Source organism: Sphingomonas sp. 1185, assembly GCF_040544655.1.
Classification (GTDB): Bacteria; Pseudomonadota; Alphaproteobacteria; order Sphingomonadales; family Sphingomonadaceae; genus Sphingomonas.
The window spans coordinates 24,455-38,216 of sequence record NZ_JBEPKL010000036.1 but is presented as its reverse complement, the minus strand read 5'-3'; the positions used below and the strand labels follow the sequence as shown (position 1 = coordinate 38,216).

Genomic DNA, 13,762 nt, shown 5'->3' with positions numbered 1-13,762 from the left:
CGCTACTCGCTACGACCGCCGCATCATCCACTTCACCGGCTTCGTCCACCTCGCCGCCGCCATGATCTGGCTACGATGAATGTCGATCCGGCCTAGGGGCTACTCACTCTTGGGTGTCCTGAACTGCCGTTCTCTCTGTCAGGCGGCTGCTCAAGCCGGATCGCGCTACAGGGCCTTCGTAGACCTGAACTGCTGGATTTGCGCGGATAAATGCGCGTTTGAAGCCGCTGCGCCGGACTGACCAAGGCTCCATGTGTCATTTCAACCGGTATTTCAGCCGAAATGGCGCATTGCATAGGATGCGACGCGCCGATTCGATGCCGGATTTACTCTGTCAGGACGCTGCATTCAAAAATGCGGCGCGATATCGCGCGACCAACTGCCTCGACTCGACCGTTGGAAACCGGAAAAAGTTCGAAATGTCTCCTACTAGCGGAGCCACCGGCGCTGTCTTTCCCCAGACAGCGCCAGCATGACGGATCAGCCGTCGATCACGTGCGGAACGAACCTCGCCGTGTTCGAGGTGATCAGCCCGTCCTCGCGGATGCCCATCCCGACCGCCGCGCCGTCGACCACCCAGCTGCCCAGGACCGGAAAACATCCCGGCACCGTCTCCGGCAGGCGATAGAGCGACTGGTACACATAGCCCTCCTCGCCATATTCGCCCTTCGTCTCGGCGATGATGTCGCCCGCGCGGCGGATCGAGACATTGGCGCCTTCGCGCGACAGGAGCGGCTTGGCCACCGCATCGCCGTCGGGGATCGCGAAGCTGGCGGCCAGCAGGTTGGGATGGCCCGGAAACAGGTCCCACAGGACCGGCAGGATCGCCTTGTTCGACCAGATCATCTTCCAGATCGGTTCGATCCATAGCATGTCGCCGCGCGCCAGATTGTCGAGCAGATGCGGCGCGAAATCCTCATGGACCAGCCATTCCCACGGATAGAGCTTGAACAGCGCCTCGATCCGCATGTCCCCTTCGTCGACGAAACAATGGTCGTCATGGTGCCAACCGATCCGCTCCATCAGGATCGGCACGGTCGTAATTCCCGCCGCCTCGGCGGTATCGCGCAGATAGGCCGCCGTGATCGCGTCCTCGCCCGCCAGATCGGCGACATGCGCGACGTGCAGGGTGGCGGGCAGATCGGGGGCGATCTCCGCCCAGCGCGCGACCAGCGCTTCGTGCAGGCTGTTGAACTGGTCCAGCCGGGGGAAGCATTCCTCCTTCCACGCCCATTGCACCACCGCCGCCTCCAGCAGCGAGGTCGGCGTGTCGCAGTTGAACTCGAACAATTTGGGGGCGTCCTGCCCGTCGAAGCCCAGGTCGAACCGGCCGAAGTTCAGCCCCGGCGGCTCGGCGTCCCAGGCTTCGCGGATCGGATCGTGGAACACCGGCGGAATGCCGAAGCGCGAGAGCAAGGCAGGCTCGCTGACCACCGCGTCGCCCGCCGCCAGGAACAGCCGATAGAGTTCGGTCGTCGCCGCCTCGATCCGGTCGATCTGCGCGCGAGTGAAGCGGTAACAGGCGCTCTCGTCCCAATAGGGGCGCTCCCTGCCCTCATGCCAGATCAGGCCGAGCGCCTCGACCTTGGCCTGCCAGTCGTGGCGCGGCGTCAGGCTCTGGCGGATCATGCGTGGATGCTGCCGAAATGGCTGGCCGAGGATCCGAACCCGCCCCGGCTGACCGCCGCCGCGCGGGTCATCGCGCTGCCCGCCGGGGCCGTCACATAGCGGCCGCCGGGCGCGGCGCGGAAGCTGCCGCCCGTCGCGCGCTCGCCATAATAGGGAATGGAGCGGCCGCGGCCCAGAAAATACCAGAAGGCCCCGCCCCCGCTGCCCACGCGGTGCTGGCGGCATCGATCGTCGGGGAGGCGCGTACCCTGCGCATCGGTGCAGATGGCGGTGTCGTTATCGGCGGTCCAATTGTCGTCCGCCTTGGACCGATTGCACCCGCTGGCCAACAGAACCGCCGCGAGCGCCGTCGTACATCTCAGATCAAAAGCCATGAATTCCCTCCCTACTGCCATCATGGGCCAGCAGGGCCGGTCTTGGCTAGCGCTACCGCGAGCGCATCGGCGAGAATGCGGTGGCGGCGACCGTCATGGCCGCCGCCCTCCCATCGATCAGCGGCAACGGACCTTGCCGCGATCGATCGACCGCCCGAGCAGCGCGCCGCCGCCCGCGCCGAGCAGCGTGCCCAACGTGCCGCCGCCGATGACATTGCCCAGCACGCCGCCGCCGACCGCGCCTATGACCAGCCCGGTGGTGCCGTCATTGCGCTTGCAATAGGTGCGGCCATCGCGCCCCCGGAAGATCTGGTCGTCGCGGGTCAGGCGACGTTCGCGGTGATTGCCGCGACGATAGTCGCGCGACGCATCCCAGTCGTCGCGGTCGCCATGCCAGCGATAATCGCGCTCCTGCGCGACGGCGGGCGTGGCGGCGATGGGGGCGGCAACGGTAACGACGGCCAGAGCGGCGAGCATGGCTTTCACGGCAGGTCTCCTTATCCTCGAGCCCGCACAACGCACATCAACGTCACCCGTTCAATTCGGCCCGCCCCGGGCGGAGGCTGGCATCGATCCGCACGCTGGGGCATTGAGGATGGATGCGCCAAGCCACCACGATATTGACCGTCGACACCCATGGTCAGGGCCTGACCGACATCACGCGCAGCGTCACCGCCTGGGTTCGCGAGCAGCCCATGGACGAAGGGCTGCTGACCCTGTTCTGCCGCCACACCTCGGCCTCGCTCATCATCCAGGAGAATGCCGCGCCGGAGGTCCGGACCGACATCCTCGCCTATTTCGCGCGCATCGCGCCCGAGGACCGGCATGCCTATGCCCATGACGACGAGGGGCCCGACGACATGCCCGCGCACCTGCGCGCCATCCTGACCGGGGTGCATCTGTCGGTGCCGCTGATCGGCGGGCGGCTGGCGCTGGGGACGTGGCAGGGCATTTATCTGTTCGAACACCGCCGAGCACCCCATCGTCGGCAGATCTCCATCCATATGGCCGGTCTGTGACGCACAATTCATCGCGGGAGCCAAACCGTTCATCGACCGTTCTGCCGGGATAGGGTAAACCGATTCCAGCTACAGGGCTGTTGCCGTCCGGCCCGGCCGTGCGGCAAGGAAAGGAAGAAGTGTCCATGCAATTCGGTCGGAAGATCGCGCTCGCGCTGGTCGGCGCCAGCACCCTGATGGTCGCGGGATGCGCGACCGAAACCACCTACCGCCCGGCGACGGGAACGGGCTTCTACCGCACCGGCTATTCCGATCAGCAGCTGGAACCCGGCCGCTTTATCGTCAGCTTCGCCGGCAACACGGTGACGTCGCGCGACACGGTCGAGCGTTATCTGCTGTTCCGCGCGGCCGAGCTGACGCTGGCCAATGGCTATGACTATTTCGTGATGGCCGACCGCGACACGCAGCTGCGGTCGCGCACCTATTCGACCCCCGGCGCGTTCGGGCCGGGCTTTGGCGGCTGGGGCGGCGGATGGTGGGGTCCGTCGTGGCGCTATTATGGCCGCGGCTTCGGTTGGCGCAGCTGGGACCCGTTCTGGGGCGATCCCTTCTTCGGCAACAACATGGATATCAACACCATCGACCGCTACGAAGCGACCGCCGAGGTCGTGATGCGCAAGGGGCCGATCCCGCGCGACAATCTGCGCGCCTTCGATGCGCGCGCGATCGTCAACACGATCGGGCCGACGGTGGTGATGCCCAAGTAAAACGGGCTGATCGCGACCGAATGGGGCGGCTGCCTGCTGGGCGGCCGCCCTTTTTTGTGCCTCGGGGACTCCCGCCCGCCAGCCCGGCGAATGGGGGTTTCGATCGAAGCAGGTCCCAGGCTGCTGGCTAGCGCAGCTTGGGTGAGGGGTCGAGCGAGCCCAAAGGCTCGCGCGCTCGCCAAGCGAGCGCCCACCCCTCACCCAGCTCCGACTAAGCCTTTGCTCTCGCAAAGGCCAAGTCTGCGCAACCCTCTCCCCTCTGCGAGGGGCGAGGGAGGGATAAGGCATCGTTGCATGTCGATCGGCGCTGGGGCGACTGGACATGAAAAAGGCGGCGGACCGAAGCCCGCCGCCCCTCTTTTCATTCGGCGGGAGGACGGATCAGACCGTCACCGCGCCGTGGCAATGCTTGTACTTCAGGCCCGAGCCGCAGGGGCACGGCGCGTTGCGGTTCACGCGGCCTTCCCACTGGGCCGGGTCGGTGCCCAGGTCCATGCCCTCGGGCTGAGGGATCTGCATCGGCGGCATTTGCGGCTGGAGCAGGCCGCGCGCGGCGGCGTCCCAGTCGTTGCTATTGTCCTCGCCGGTGAACGGATCGAAGTGCGAGGTGAAGAAGTCGGGCAGCTCGGGGAGTTCGGGCGGCGCCTGGATCTGGAACTGGGCATAGGCGATGGTGCGCGTCACATCCTCGCGGATATTGTCGAGCATCCGCTGGAACAGCGAAAACGCTTCGTGCTTATATTCGTTGATCGGCGTCTTCTGCGCATAGGCGCGCAGGTGGACGACCTGGCGCAGCGCGTCGAGCGTCGCCAGATGCTCCTTCCAGTGATGGTCGAGATTCTGGAGCAGGATCGACTTCTCGACGCTGGTCCAGGTCTCGGGCTCCAGCTCCTTGGCCTTGGCCTCGACCATCGCGTCCGCCTCGGCGGTCACGCGCTCCAGCACGATCTCGGGGTCGATCGCTTCCTCGGCCAGCCAGGCGTCGATCGGCGGCTCCATGTTGAGCAGGTCCTTGAGCTGCTGCTTCATGCCCGCGACGTCCCACTGCTCGGGATAGCTGTTGGGCGGGCAGGCGGTGCCGACGATCGCGTTCACCGTCTCGGCGCGCATGTCGGCGACGACCTCGCCCACCGTCTCGGCATCCATGATGTCGGCGCGCTGCTCATAGATGACCTTGCGCTGGTCGTTCATCACGTCGTCATATTCGACGACCTGCTTGCGGATGTCGTAGTTGCGCGCCTCGACCTTCTTCTGCGCGGTCTCGATCGCCTTGGACAGCCACTTGCTGCCGATCGCCTCGCCATCCTCGATATTGCTGCGCATCATCTTGGCGAACAGCGTGTCGGGGCCGAAGATGCGCAGCAGATCGTCGTCCAGGCTGAGATAGAAGCGCGACAGGCCCGGATCGCCCTGGCGACCCGAACGGCCGCGCAGCTGGTTGTCGATGCGGCGGCTCTCATGCCGCTCGGTGCCGAGCACGAACAGGCCGCCCGCCTCCAGCACCTTCTGCTTCTCCTCGGCGATCTCGGAGCGGATGCGGGTCGCGGCGGCGTCATAGTCCGGCGTGCCCTCGACCAGCTCGGGATGCTCGTCGAGCATACGGAATTCGAGGTTGCCGCCCAGCTGAATGTCGGTGCCGCGACCCGCCATGTTGGTCGCGATCGTCACCGCGCTCAACCGGCCCGCCTGCGCCACGATATGCGCCTCCATCTCGTGATAGCGCGCGTTCAGAACCTTGTGCGCCACGCCTTCCTGGGTCAGGAACTCGCTCAGCAGTTCCGACTTCTCGATCGAGACGGTGCCGACCAACACCGGCTGGCCCTTGGCGGCGTGGTCGCGGATCTTCTTGGCGATCGCCAGGAACTTGTCCTGGGTGTTCTTGTAGAACTCGTCCTCCTCGTCGACGCGCGCGATCGGCAGGTTCGTCGGGATGGTGACGACGTTGATCTTGTAGATGTCGTAGAATTCGCCCGCTTCGGTCGCGGCGGTGCCGGTCATGCCCGAAATCTTCGGGTACATGCGGAAATAATTCTGGAAGGTGATCGAGGCCATGGTCTGGTTCTCGGGCTCGATATTGACGCCCTCCTTCGCCTCGACCGCCTGGTGGAGCCCCTCCGACCAGCGGCGCCCGTCCATCATGCGGCCGGTGAACTCGTCGATGATGACGACCTTGCCGTCCTTCACGATGTAATCGGTGTCGCGCTTGAACATCATGTTCGCACGCAGCGCCTGGTTCAGATGGTGGACGACCTGGGTATTCTCGAAATCGTAGAGATTCTCGCCCTGGAGCAACCCGGCCGCCTCCAGCAGGCGCTCGGCGCGCTCGGTGCCGTCCTCGGTCAGGATGATCGACTTCTGCTTCTCGTCCTTCTCGTAATCGTCGGCCGTCAGCTGCTTCACGATCGCGTCGACGCCGATATACAGCTCGGACTTGTCGTCGGTCGGGCCCGAGATGATCAGCGGGGTGCGCGCCTCGTCGATCAGAATCGAGTCGACCTCGTCGACGATCGCGTAGTTGAAGGGGCGCTGCACCATCGAGGAGCGCTCATACTTCATATTGTCGCGCAGATAGTCGAAGCCGAACTCGTTGTTCGTGCCATAGGTGATGTCGGCGTCATAGGCCGCGCGGCGCTGGCCGTCGTCGAGGTTCGGGATGATGGTCCCGGTGGTCAGGCCGAGGAAATTGTAGATCCGGCCCATCGTCGCGGCGTCGCGGCTGGCGAGGTAATCGTTGACGGTGACGACGTGCACGCCCTTGCCGGGTAGCGCGTTCAGATAGGTGGCGAGCGTGGCGACCAGCGTCTTGCCCTCGCCGGTGCGCATCTCGGCGATCTCGCCGCGATGCAGGACGATGCCGCCGATCATCTGCACGTCATAGTGACGCTGGCCCAGCACGCGCTTCGCCGCCTCGCGCACGGTCGCGAACGCCTCGGGCAGCAGGCTGTCGAGCGTCGCGCCCTGATCGAGCTGCTCGCGGAACTTCACCGTCTGCGCGGCGAGCTGCGCGTCGGACATCGCCTCCATTTCGGGCTCGAACGCCGCGATCTTGGCGAGGGTCGGCTTGAGCGACTTGACGTAGCGGTCGTTGGACGAACCGAACAGGGACTTGGCGAGGCCGCCGAACATAAGCGATTTCCTGACTGAAATATCGTGAGATAGGCGCGCCGCCGCCGAAAGGCCGGGCGCGCGCGACTGCAATGGCAAGGAAGGGGGTCGGCCGGGGCCGACGCCGGGGCTATTCGCGCCGACGGCCCATGAAGATCGCGGCGACCGGCCGCGGCGCGGTCGCCCGGAACAGCGCAAGCGGCTGAGCACTGGCGACCAGCGTGGCCAACGCCTGCACCGGCCGGGTCGCGGCGCGCGCGACGGCGGCCTGCTTGGCGGCCGCCACGATGCTGCACTCGGCCACGACGCCCCGCGCCTCCTGCCCACGCGCACTCGCGCCCACGCCGGTCAGCGCGGACAAAAGGGCGGAAAGGAGCAGAAGCAGGTTCATGCGAGGCTTGTCTTAGGCAGATACGCGCGGCGCGTCCATCCGTTGCATGGTCCGGCACGCCTCGACATTCATCGTACCTCCGTCGGCAGGCGCGGCAGCTCCCAGCGGACATTGAAACCGCGATAGATGCCGCGCACCGCCTGCCCCTTGTCATCGCGGGCGGGTTGAAACCGGACATGGCCCACGACCATGGCGCAGGTCGCTTCATCAAGCACCGCATGACCGCTGCTTTCCAGGACCTCGCATCGGGTCGGGCGCCCGTCCGGATCGACCAGGACCGCAAGGCTCGAACGCCCCTCCCACCCCTGACGCATCGCCTCATCCGGATAGGAATCGGGTCCGAAAGCGGCGGCCGGATTGCCCAGGATGCGCGGCGGGACGGCCGGAACCGGAAGATCGCGGGGCAAGCTCCCCAGACCGCCTTGCCGGCTGCGTTCATAAGCCCATTCGATCGAGAACGACGTCAGGACGAACAACAATATGGCAAGCACGCCGACCAGCGCCAGCACGCCATTTCGCAGCCCGCGCCCTGCCCCCCACATATCGCCCGTCCCCCGATCCCGACGATCGCCATCAAAGCCGCCGCCCCGATCCGGGTCAAGCCGATGGAAGCGCTTGCCCCTGCCCCCCGCTCGGTTATGTAGCTGGCCCCCATGAGCACCGCCACCTCGCCCCTCGCCCAGCCCTTCCCCGCCCTGCCCGCGATCGACGGCGTGACACTGCGCGTCGCCCGCGCGCGGTACAAGAATTGGGACCGTTGCGACCTGACCTTCGTGACGCTGCCCGAGGGGACCAGCGTGGCGGGCGTGCTGACCACCAGCAAATGCCCCAGCCCGGAAGTCGAATGGTGCCGCAAGGCGCTGGTGCTGGGCCAGGCCCGCGCGCTGGTCGTCAATGCGGGCAATTCCAACGCCTTTACCGGCCATCGGGGCCGTGCCGCCGTCGAGGCGATCGCCGCGCGCACCGCCGCCGCGATGGAGTGCCAGCCCTCGGACGTGTTCGTCGCCTCGACCGGCGTGATCGGCGTGCCGCTGCCTATCGACAAGGCCGAGGCGGGCCTGGACGCCGCCTTCACCGCCGCGCCCTGCGGGTGGGAGGACGCCGCCGCCACGATCATGACCACCGACACCTTCGCCAAGGGCGCGACGACCACCGCCATGGTCGATGGCCGCACGGTGACCCTGGCGGGGATCATCAAGGGATCGGGCATGATCGCGCCCGACATGGCGACGATGCTCGGCTTCATCTTCACCGACGCCGCGGTCGAACCCGAATTCCTGCAACGCGCGCTGAGCGCCGCCAATGGCCGCAGCTTTTCGTGCATTACGGTCGATGGCGACACCTCGACCAGCGACACGGTGCTGGCCTTCGCCACGGGCAAGGCGGGCAATGCGCCGCTGTCCGATGACGACAGCGACGGCGCGGACGCCTTCCGCGCGGCGCTGGCCGATCTGTGCCACCAGCTCGCGCTGCTGGTCGTGCGCGACGGCGAGGGCGCGAGCAAGCTGATCGAGATCCGGGTCGAAGGCGCCGAGAGCGACCGTTCGGCGCACCGCATCGCGATGTCGATCGCCAACTCGCCGCTGGTGAAGACCGCGATCGCGGGCGAGGACGCCAATTGGGGCCGCGTCGTCATGGCGGTCGGCAAGGCGGGCGAACCGGCCGAGCGCGACAAGCTGTCGATCCGCTTCGGCGAGACTTTGGTCGCGCGCGAGGGCCTGGCGGTCGAGGGTTATGACGAGGCGCCGGTCGCCGCACATCTGAAGGGTCAGGAGATCGCGGTCGGCGTCGACCTGGGCCTGGGCGACGGCGCGGCGACGGTCTGGACCTGCGATCTGACGCACGGCTATATCTCGATCAACGCCGATTATCGGAGCTGACGCCCATGCTGACCATCTGGGGCCGGATCAACTCGCACAACGTCAAGAAGGTGGTCTGGCTGGCCGAGGAAATGGCGCTGGCCTATGACCGGCGCGATGTCGGCGGCCCGTTCGGGATGGATCAGGCGTACCGAGCGCTCAATCCCAACGCTCTGATCCCGACGATCGAGGATGACGGCTTCGTCCTGTGGGAGTCGAACAGCATCCTGCGCTATCTCGCGGCCAACCATGGCGGCGAGGCTTTCTATCCGATCGATCCGCAGGCGCGAGCCTCGGTGGAGCGGTGGATGGACTGGGGCTTCACCTGGGCGGATGCGATCCGGCCGATCTTCTTTCAGATGGTGCGCACCGCCCCCGAGGCGCGCGACATGGCGCTGATCGAACGGAGCGTGGCGCGGGCAGCGGGGCTGTCGGCGATCCTGGACGATGTGCTGGGGCGGCAGGAATGGCTGTCGGGAGCTGCGTTCGGCATCGGGGATATTCCCGTCGCGGCCTATGCGAATACGTGGTTCCAGCTGCCGGTGGAGCGGCCTACGCGACCCAATCTGGAGCGCTGGTATGCGGCGTTGCAGGACCGCGCGCCGTTTCGCGATGTGGTGATGATCCCGCTGAGTTGATCGGCGGCGGGCGGTGGTCTCGGTGAGACCCCATGCCCTCCCCCATCCCCTCCCGCAAGCGGGAGGGGCGTGCCTTTTCGAGCAGCGCTGAACAAAAAGCCCCTCCCGCAGGCGGGAGGGGTTTGGGGAGGGCATGGGGCCTCGCAGAGACCGTCCCATGCCCGTTCAGTGGGCGCTATGGATTGCTTACAGCGCGCCTTCGAGCCAGGCCTTGATCCGGCCCTTGGGCTCGGCGCCGACCTTAGTTGCGGCGGCCGCGCCGCCCTTGAACAGGATCATCGTCGGAATACCGCGCACGCCGTAACGGCCGGGGGCGTCGGGATTGTCGTCGATGTTCAGCTTGGCGATCGTCACCTGCTCGCCCAGTTCCTCGGACAGTTCCTCCAGCGACGGGCCGATCATCTTGCACGGTCCGCACCATTCGGCCCAGAAATCGACCAGCACCGGCTTGTCGGAGTTCAGGACGTCCGCCTCGAAGCTGGCGTCGGTGATCTGCTTGGTTGCCATGTTCACTACACTCCTTGAATTGTCACCCATCTAGGGCGCGGGCCTCGGTGGCTCAACCACCGAGCGGCAAGCTTTGCTCCCGGTCGCGATAGCCGGGCTTGTGCGCGGCGAGCAGCGCGTCGGGCACCGGGACGAGCCGGGGCCCCGCCGTATAGAGCAGCGCCACCGACACGCGCTTGCCGGGAAAGATTACTTCCAGCGCGGCGGCATAGCCCGCCATCTGCGCCAGATGGAACACCGGCACGTCGTCGATGCTCCCCGGCGCGCGCCGCCCGGTCTTGTAGTCGATCAGCCGGACCTCGTCGCCGTCGATCAGCAGCCGGTCGACGCGTCCCGACACGACCAGGCCATTGGCCAGCGTCGCCGCGATCGGTGCCTCCGCCAGCGATCCCGGCCCGAACAGCGGCGCATAGGCCGGATCGTCCAGGATCGCGAACACCGCCTGCGTCACATCGGCGCGCAGGCCCGCATCCTCGACCCCGGCGGCCTGGGCGAGCCAGCGCTCCGCCGCGCCGCGCCGCGCCTCCGGCGCGACCGGGGGCAGGCGTTCGAGCAGACAGTGGATCAACCGCCCCCGCTCCGCCGCCGCGCGCATCGCGGGGGTGGGCGGCGGATCGGCCACCATATCCTCGCCCAGCTGCGACGGCGCGAGCGGGCGCGGCGGGCGCGACTCCTGCGGCGCGGGCCGGTGGACCCAGTCGGGCAGCGCGACATCCTCGCGCCGGGTCGCGACGACCACACCGGGGCGCGGCGCGACCGGCTCCTGCGGCCTGCGCCCCAGGAAGACGCGCGACCGGCCGTCGCCCGGCTCGACCTCCGGCACACCCAGCGCGGTCATGGCGCGGGCACAGGTCGCGTACCAGCTGTGCATCGGCGGCACGCCCGCCGCGCGCTTGCCCAGCGCGCCCGCCACCACCAGCTGCTCCTCCGCCCGCGTCGCCGCGACGTAGAAGAGCCGCCAATGCTCGGCCAGTTCGCGCGCGGCGATCTCGGCGGCCACCGCGTCGAGCGGCCCGCCGCGTTCCTCGGCGCGCGGCGGAAAGACGGGAATGGGCTGCGCGCCCGGCTCGGGCGTCCAGCGCAGGATTGAGCGTGGGCTCGCCGTGGGATCGGCGGTGGCGTCGGCCAGGATGACCAGCGGCGCCTGCAACCCCTTGGACCCATGCGCGGTCATCACCCGCACCGCGTCCAGCGGCGCGGAGGGGTCGCGCACGATCTCGACATCGCCCCGGTCGAACCAGTCGAGGAACCGTTGCAGCGAGGGCGTCGTCGTACTCTCGAAGGTCAGCGCGGCGCCCAGCAACTCCTCGATCGGGTCGCGCGCCTCGGTCCCCAACCGGCGGATCAGCTTGCGGCGGCCATCGAGCGGCCCCGACAGCAACTCCTCGAGGAACTGATAGGGCGTCGACACGTCTGCGCGCGCCAGCATCTGGCGAAGCGGCGCGAGGTCCTCGGCGGGCAGCGTCCGGGTGAGATGCGCCCATAGCGCACCGCGCGCCCGGTGCCCCGCCGCCATCAGCCGCTCCTGCGACCAGCCGATCAGCGGCGACACCAGCAGCGCGGCCAGCGACAGATCGTCCTCGGGCTGCAACACGAAGCGCACCGCCGCCAGCAGGTCCTGCACCGCCAGCGGCGCGTTCAGCCGCAGCCGGTCGACGCCCGCCACCGGCACCCCCTCGGCATAGAGGCGCGCGACGATCAGCGAGGCGAGGTCGCCGCGCCGCTTGACCAGGATCATGATGTCCTGCGGCTCCAGGCGGCGGCCCTTGCTCTCCAGCATCACGCCATCGTCCAGCCAGCCGCGCACGGCGCGCGCGATGTCGGTGGCGACCTTGCGCACCGCATCGTCGATCCAGCCTTCCTCGTCCTCGTCACTGCCCCCCGCCGCGACCGGCGGCCACAGGGTGATGCGACCGGGACCCTTCACCTCGCTGGCGTGGCGCTCCACCGCATGCCCCATGCCCATGCCGGGTTCGCCCAGCGCCTCGATCGCGGCATCGACGAACTCCAGGATCGGCGTGGTCGAGCGGAAGCTGTGGGTCAGCGACAGCTGGTTGAACGGCAGACCGCGTTCGTCCTCGGGCCAGTCGTCATCGCCCGCCACCTCGTCCGCACGGCGCGAGAAATGCAGCTCGGCCGCCTGGAAGTTGATCGGGTCGGTCCCCTGGAAACCGAAGATCGCCTGTTTATGGTCGCCGACGGTGAATAGCGTCCGCGTCGAGGGCGCGTAGAGGCCACGCCCGACGAAGAACTCGTCGGCCAGCGCGCGGACGATCCGCCACTGGTGCGCATTGGTGTCCTGCGCCTCGTCGATCAGGACATGCTCGGTCACCTGGTCGAGCTTGTAGCGGACCCATTCGCCGATGCCCGGCCGCTCGAGCAGATCGACGGTGGTGCGGATCAGGTCGTCGAAATCGACCGCCCCGATCGCCCGCTTCGACAATGTATAGGCCCGCGCATAGTCGCGCCCCACGGTCAGCGCATCGGCGAGCAGGTCGGAATGACGCGCGCGGGCGGCGAGGCCCAGCAGGTGACGGCACGCCTCGCCCAGTTCGCGTGCCATATCCTCATAATCGGGATCGGCATCGGTCAGCTTCTTGGAGGCCTTGCGCGGCTCACCCTTGGCGGTGAAGACCGTGCCCATCATATCCTCGAGCCCGGCGACGCGACCCGCCCGGTCGCTGCCCAGCCAGCGTTCCATCGCCGCCGCCGCCTTCTCGCCGGTCGCGGTGCCCCAGGCGCGGTTCGCCCCCGCCAGCCGGATGACGGCATCCTCGTCGATATCCTCGACACCGTCCGCGATCGCTTCGTCGATATCGCCCGAAGGCAGGTCGAGCGCACGGCGCAACCAGGGCTGGATGCCGGTGGGCAGCGCCTCCAGCGCACCGGGCGCGCGCGCACAGGCGGCCAGGAACGCCTCCGCCCCGCCCTCGCCCAGCCGCAGCGACAGCGCGCCGACCGTCTCGACCGGGCCAGCCCGGCCTTCGCGCTCGGCGGTCTCCAGCATCCGCGCCAGCGCCTCGCGCGCCAGCACAGCCTCCTCGCGCGCCTCCAGCGGGCGGAAACCGGGGGCGAGGCCCGCCTCGACCGGAAAGGCCGCCAGCAGCCCCTGGCAAAAGCCGTGGATGGTCTGGATACGCAGGCCGCCGCCCGGCGCGTCGAGCACGCGCGCGAACAGCGTCCGCGCCCGCTCGCGCAAGGCGGGGGTCGCCTTCTCGCCCAGCGCCTTCAGATCGGCGAACAGATCGGTCTCGGGCATCCGCACCCAGGCGGCAAGGCGACCGTTGATCCGCTGCGCCATCTCGGCCGCGCCCGCCTTGGTGAAGGTCAGGCACAGGATCGCCTCAGGCGCGACCCCGCGCAGCAACAGACGAAATACGCGCGCGGCCAGCACCTGGGTCTTGCCGGTGCCGGCCGATGCGGACAGCCAGACATGCGCGGCGGGGTCGCTGGCGGCGGCCTGATCGCCCTTCAGCGGGGGCAGGTTCGCCATGGGGCGGGCGCTCATGCGAACTTGCCTTCCCGGTTCGCGG

12 protein-coding genes are annotated in these 13,762 nt (G+C 68.0%); 4 read left to right on the top strand and 8 right to left on the bottom strand.

The genetic code is table 11. From position 1 onward, the window contains the following. Positions 1–480: 480 nt before the first annotated feature. The 3 genes from ABIC44_RS17730 to ABIC44_RS17720 form a co-directional block, all read right to left on the bottom strand. A complete protein-coding gene (locus ABIC44_RS17730; protein WP_354296769.1) occupies positions 481–1,629 on the bottom strand; it encodes a glutathionylspermidine synthase family protein in 1,149 nt (382 codons plus the stop codon). Next, a complete protein-coding gene (locus ABIC44_RS17725; RefSeq protein ID WP_354296768.1) occupies positions 1,626–2,003 on the bottom strand; it encodes a hypothetical protein in 378 nt (125 codons plus the stop codon). The genes ABIC44_RS17730 and ABIC44_RS17725 overlap by 4 nt, the downstream gene beginning before the upstream one ends. A 117-nt stretch (positions 2,004–2,120) precedes the next feature. After that, positions 2,121–2,480, bottom strand: coding sequence for a glycine zipper 2TM domain-containing protein (locus ABIC44_RS17720; protein ID WP_387431621.1), 360 nt, complete (start codon positions 2,478–2,480; stop codon positions 2,121–2,123). Between the two features lie 122 nt (positions 2,481–2,602). Between ABIC44_RS17720 and ABIC44_RS17715 the strand changes: the two genes are divergently transcribed. After that, positions 2,603–3,022, top strand: a complete 420-nt coding sequence (locus ABIC44_RS17715) for a secondary thiamine-phosphate synthase enzyme YjbQ (protein WP_354296767.1) — start codon at positions 2,603–2,605, stop codon at positions 3,020–3,022. A gap of 125 nt (positions 3,023–3,147) precedes the next feature. After that, positions 3,148–3,729 (top strand): CC0125/CC1285 family lipoprotein, encoded by a 582-nt coding sequence (locus ABIC44_RS17710; protein WP_307099601.1) that lies wholly within the window; start codon positions 3,148–3,150, stop codon positions 3,727–3,729. Positions 3,730–4,110: 381 nt separating this feature from the next. On the opposite strand, the gene secA is transcribed toward ABIC44_RS17710, so the two are convergent. From secA to ABIC44_RS17695, 3 genes are all read right to left on the bottom strand, one after another. After that, complete coding sequence (gene secA, locus ABIC44_RS17705; RefSeq protein WP_354296766.1) at positions 4,111–6,855, bottom strand: preprotein translocase subunit SecA; 2,745 nt, start codon at positions 6,853–6,855, stop codon at positions 4,111–4,113. Between the two features lie 109 nt (positions 6,856–6,964). Beyond that, positions 6,965–7,225 (bottom strand): hypothetical protein, encoded by a 261-nt coding sequence (locus ABIC44_RS17700; RefSeq protein WP_354296765.1) that lies wholly within the window; start codon positions 7,223–7,225, stop codon positions 6,965–6,967. A 68-nt stretch (positions 7,226–7,293) separates the two neighbouring features. Then, positions 7,294–7,734: an energy transducer TonB gene (locus tag ABIC44_RS17695; RefSeq protein ID WP_354296764.1), complete on the bottom strand. Its 441-nt coding sequence runs from the start codon at positions 7,732–7,734 to the stop codon at positions 7,294–7,296. A gap of 144 nt (positions 7,735–7,878) precedes the next feature. On the opposite strand from ABIC44_RS17695, the gene argJ reads away from it, so the two are divergent. Next, the gene (argJ, locus tag ABIC44_RS17690) at positions 7,879–9,105 is read left to right on the top strand and encodes a bifunctional glutamate N-acetyltransferase/amino-acid acetyltransferase ArgJ (protein ID WP_354296763.1); all 1,227 of its coding nucleotides are present in this window, start codon (positions 7,879–7,881) and stop codon (positions 9,103–9,105) included. A 5-nt stretch (positions 9,106–9,110) separates the two neighbouring features. Then, positions 9,111–9,722 (top strand): glutathione S-transferase family protein, encoded by a 612-nt coding sequence (locus tag ABIC44_RS17685; RefSeq protein WP_354296762.1) that lies wholly within the window; start codon positions 9,111–9,113, stop codon positions 9,720–9,722. 186 nt (positions 9,723–9,908) lie between these two features. On the opposite strand, the gene trxA is transcribed toward ABIC44_RS17685, so the two are convergent. Together trxA and addA are read right to left on the bottom strand one after the other, a co-directional pair. Then, entirely contained in the window at positions 9,909–10,229 is a 321-nt protein-coding gene (trxA, locus tag ABIC44_RS17680; RefSeq protein WP_007404159.1) for a thioredoxin, read from the bottom strand. Positions 10,230–10,281: 52 nt separating this feature from the next. After that, positions 10,282–13,737 carry a double-strand break repair helicase AddA gene (gene addA / locus ABIC44_RS17675; RefSeq protein ID WP_354296761.1) on the bottom strand — a complete coding sequence of 1,152 codons (3,456 nt, stop codon included), beginning with the start codon at positions 13,735–13,737 and terminating at the stop codon, positions 10,282–10,284. Positions 13,738–13,762 lie beyond the last annotated feature (25 nt).

Bases quoted from the DNA above. Each gene is read 5' to 3' on its own strand.
- ABIC44_RS17730 (WP_354296769.1), bottom strand. From the start codon at position 1,629: ATGATCCGCCAGAGCCTGACGCCGCGCCACGACTGGCAGGCCAAGGTC.
- ABIC44_RS17725 (WP_354296768.1), bottom strand. From the start codon at position 2,003: ATGGCTTTTGATCTGAGATGTACGACGGCGCTCGCGGCGGTTCTGTTG.
- ABIC44_RS17720 (WP_387431621.1), bottom strand. From the start codon at position 2,480: ATGCTCGCCGCTCTGGCCGTCGTTACCGTTGCCGCCCCCATCGCCGCC.
- ABIC44_RS17715 (WP_354296767.1), top strand. From the start codon at position 2,603: ATGCGCCAAGCCACCACGATATTGACCGTCGACACCCATGGTCAGGGC.
- ABIC44_RS17710 (WP_307099601.1), top strand. From the start codon at position 3,148: ATGCAATTCGGTCGGAAGATCGCGCTCGCGCTGGTCGGCGCCAGCACC.
- secA (WP_354296766.1), bottom strand. From the start codon at position 6,855: ATGTTCGGCGGCCTCGCCAAGTCCCTGTTCGGTTCGTCCAACGACCGC.
- ABIC44_RS17700 (WP_354296765.1), bottom strand. From the start codon at position 7,225: ATGAACCTGCTTCTGCTCCTTTCCGCCCTTTTGTCCGCGCTGACCGGC.
- argJ (WP_354296763.1), top strand. From the start codon at position 7,879: ATGAGCACCGCCACCTCGCCCCTCGCCCAGCCCTTCCCCGCCCTGCCC.
- ABIC44_RS17685 (WP_354296762.1), top strand. From the start codon at position 9,111: ATGCTGACCATCTGGGGCCGGATCAACTCGCACAACGTCAAGAAGGTG.
- trxA (WP_007404159.1), bottom strand. From the start codon at position 10,229: ATGGCAACCAAGCAGATCACCGACGCCAGCTTCGAGGCGGACGTCCTG.
- addA (WP_354296761.1), bottom strand. From the start codon at position 13,737: ATGAGCGCCCGCCCCATGGCGAACCTGCCCCCGCTGAAGGGCGATCAG.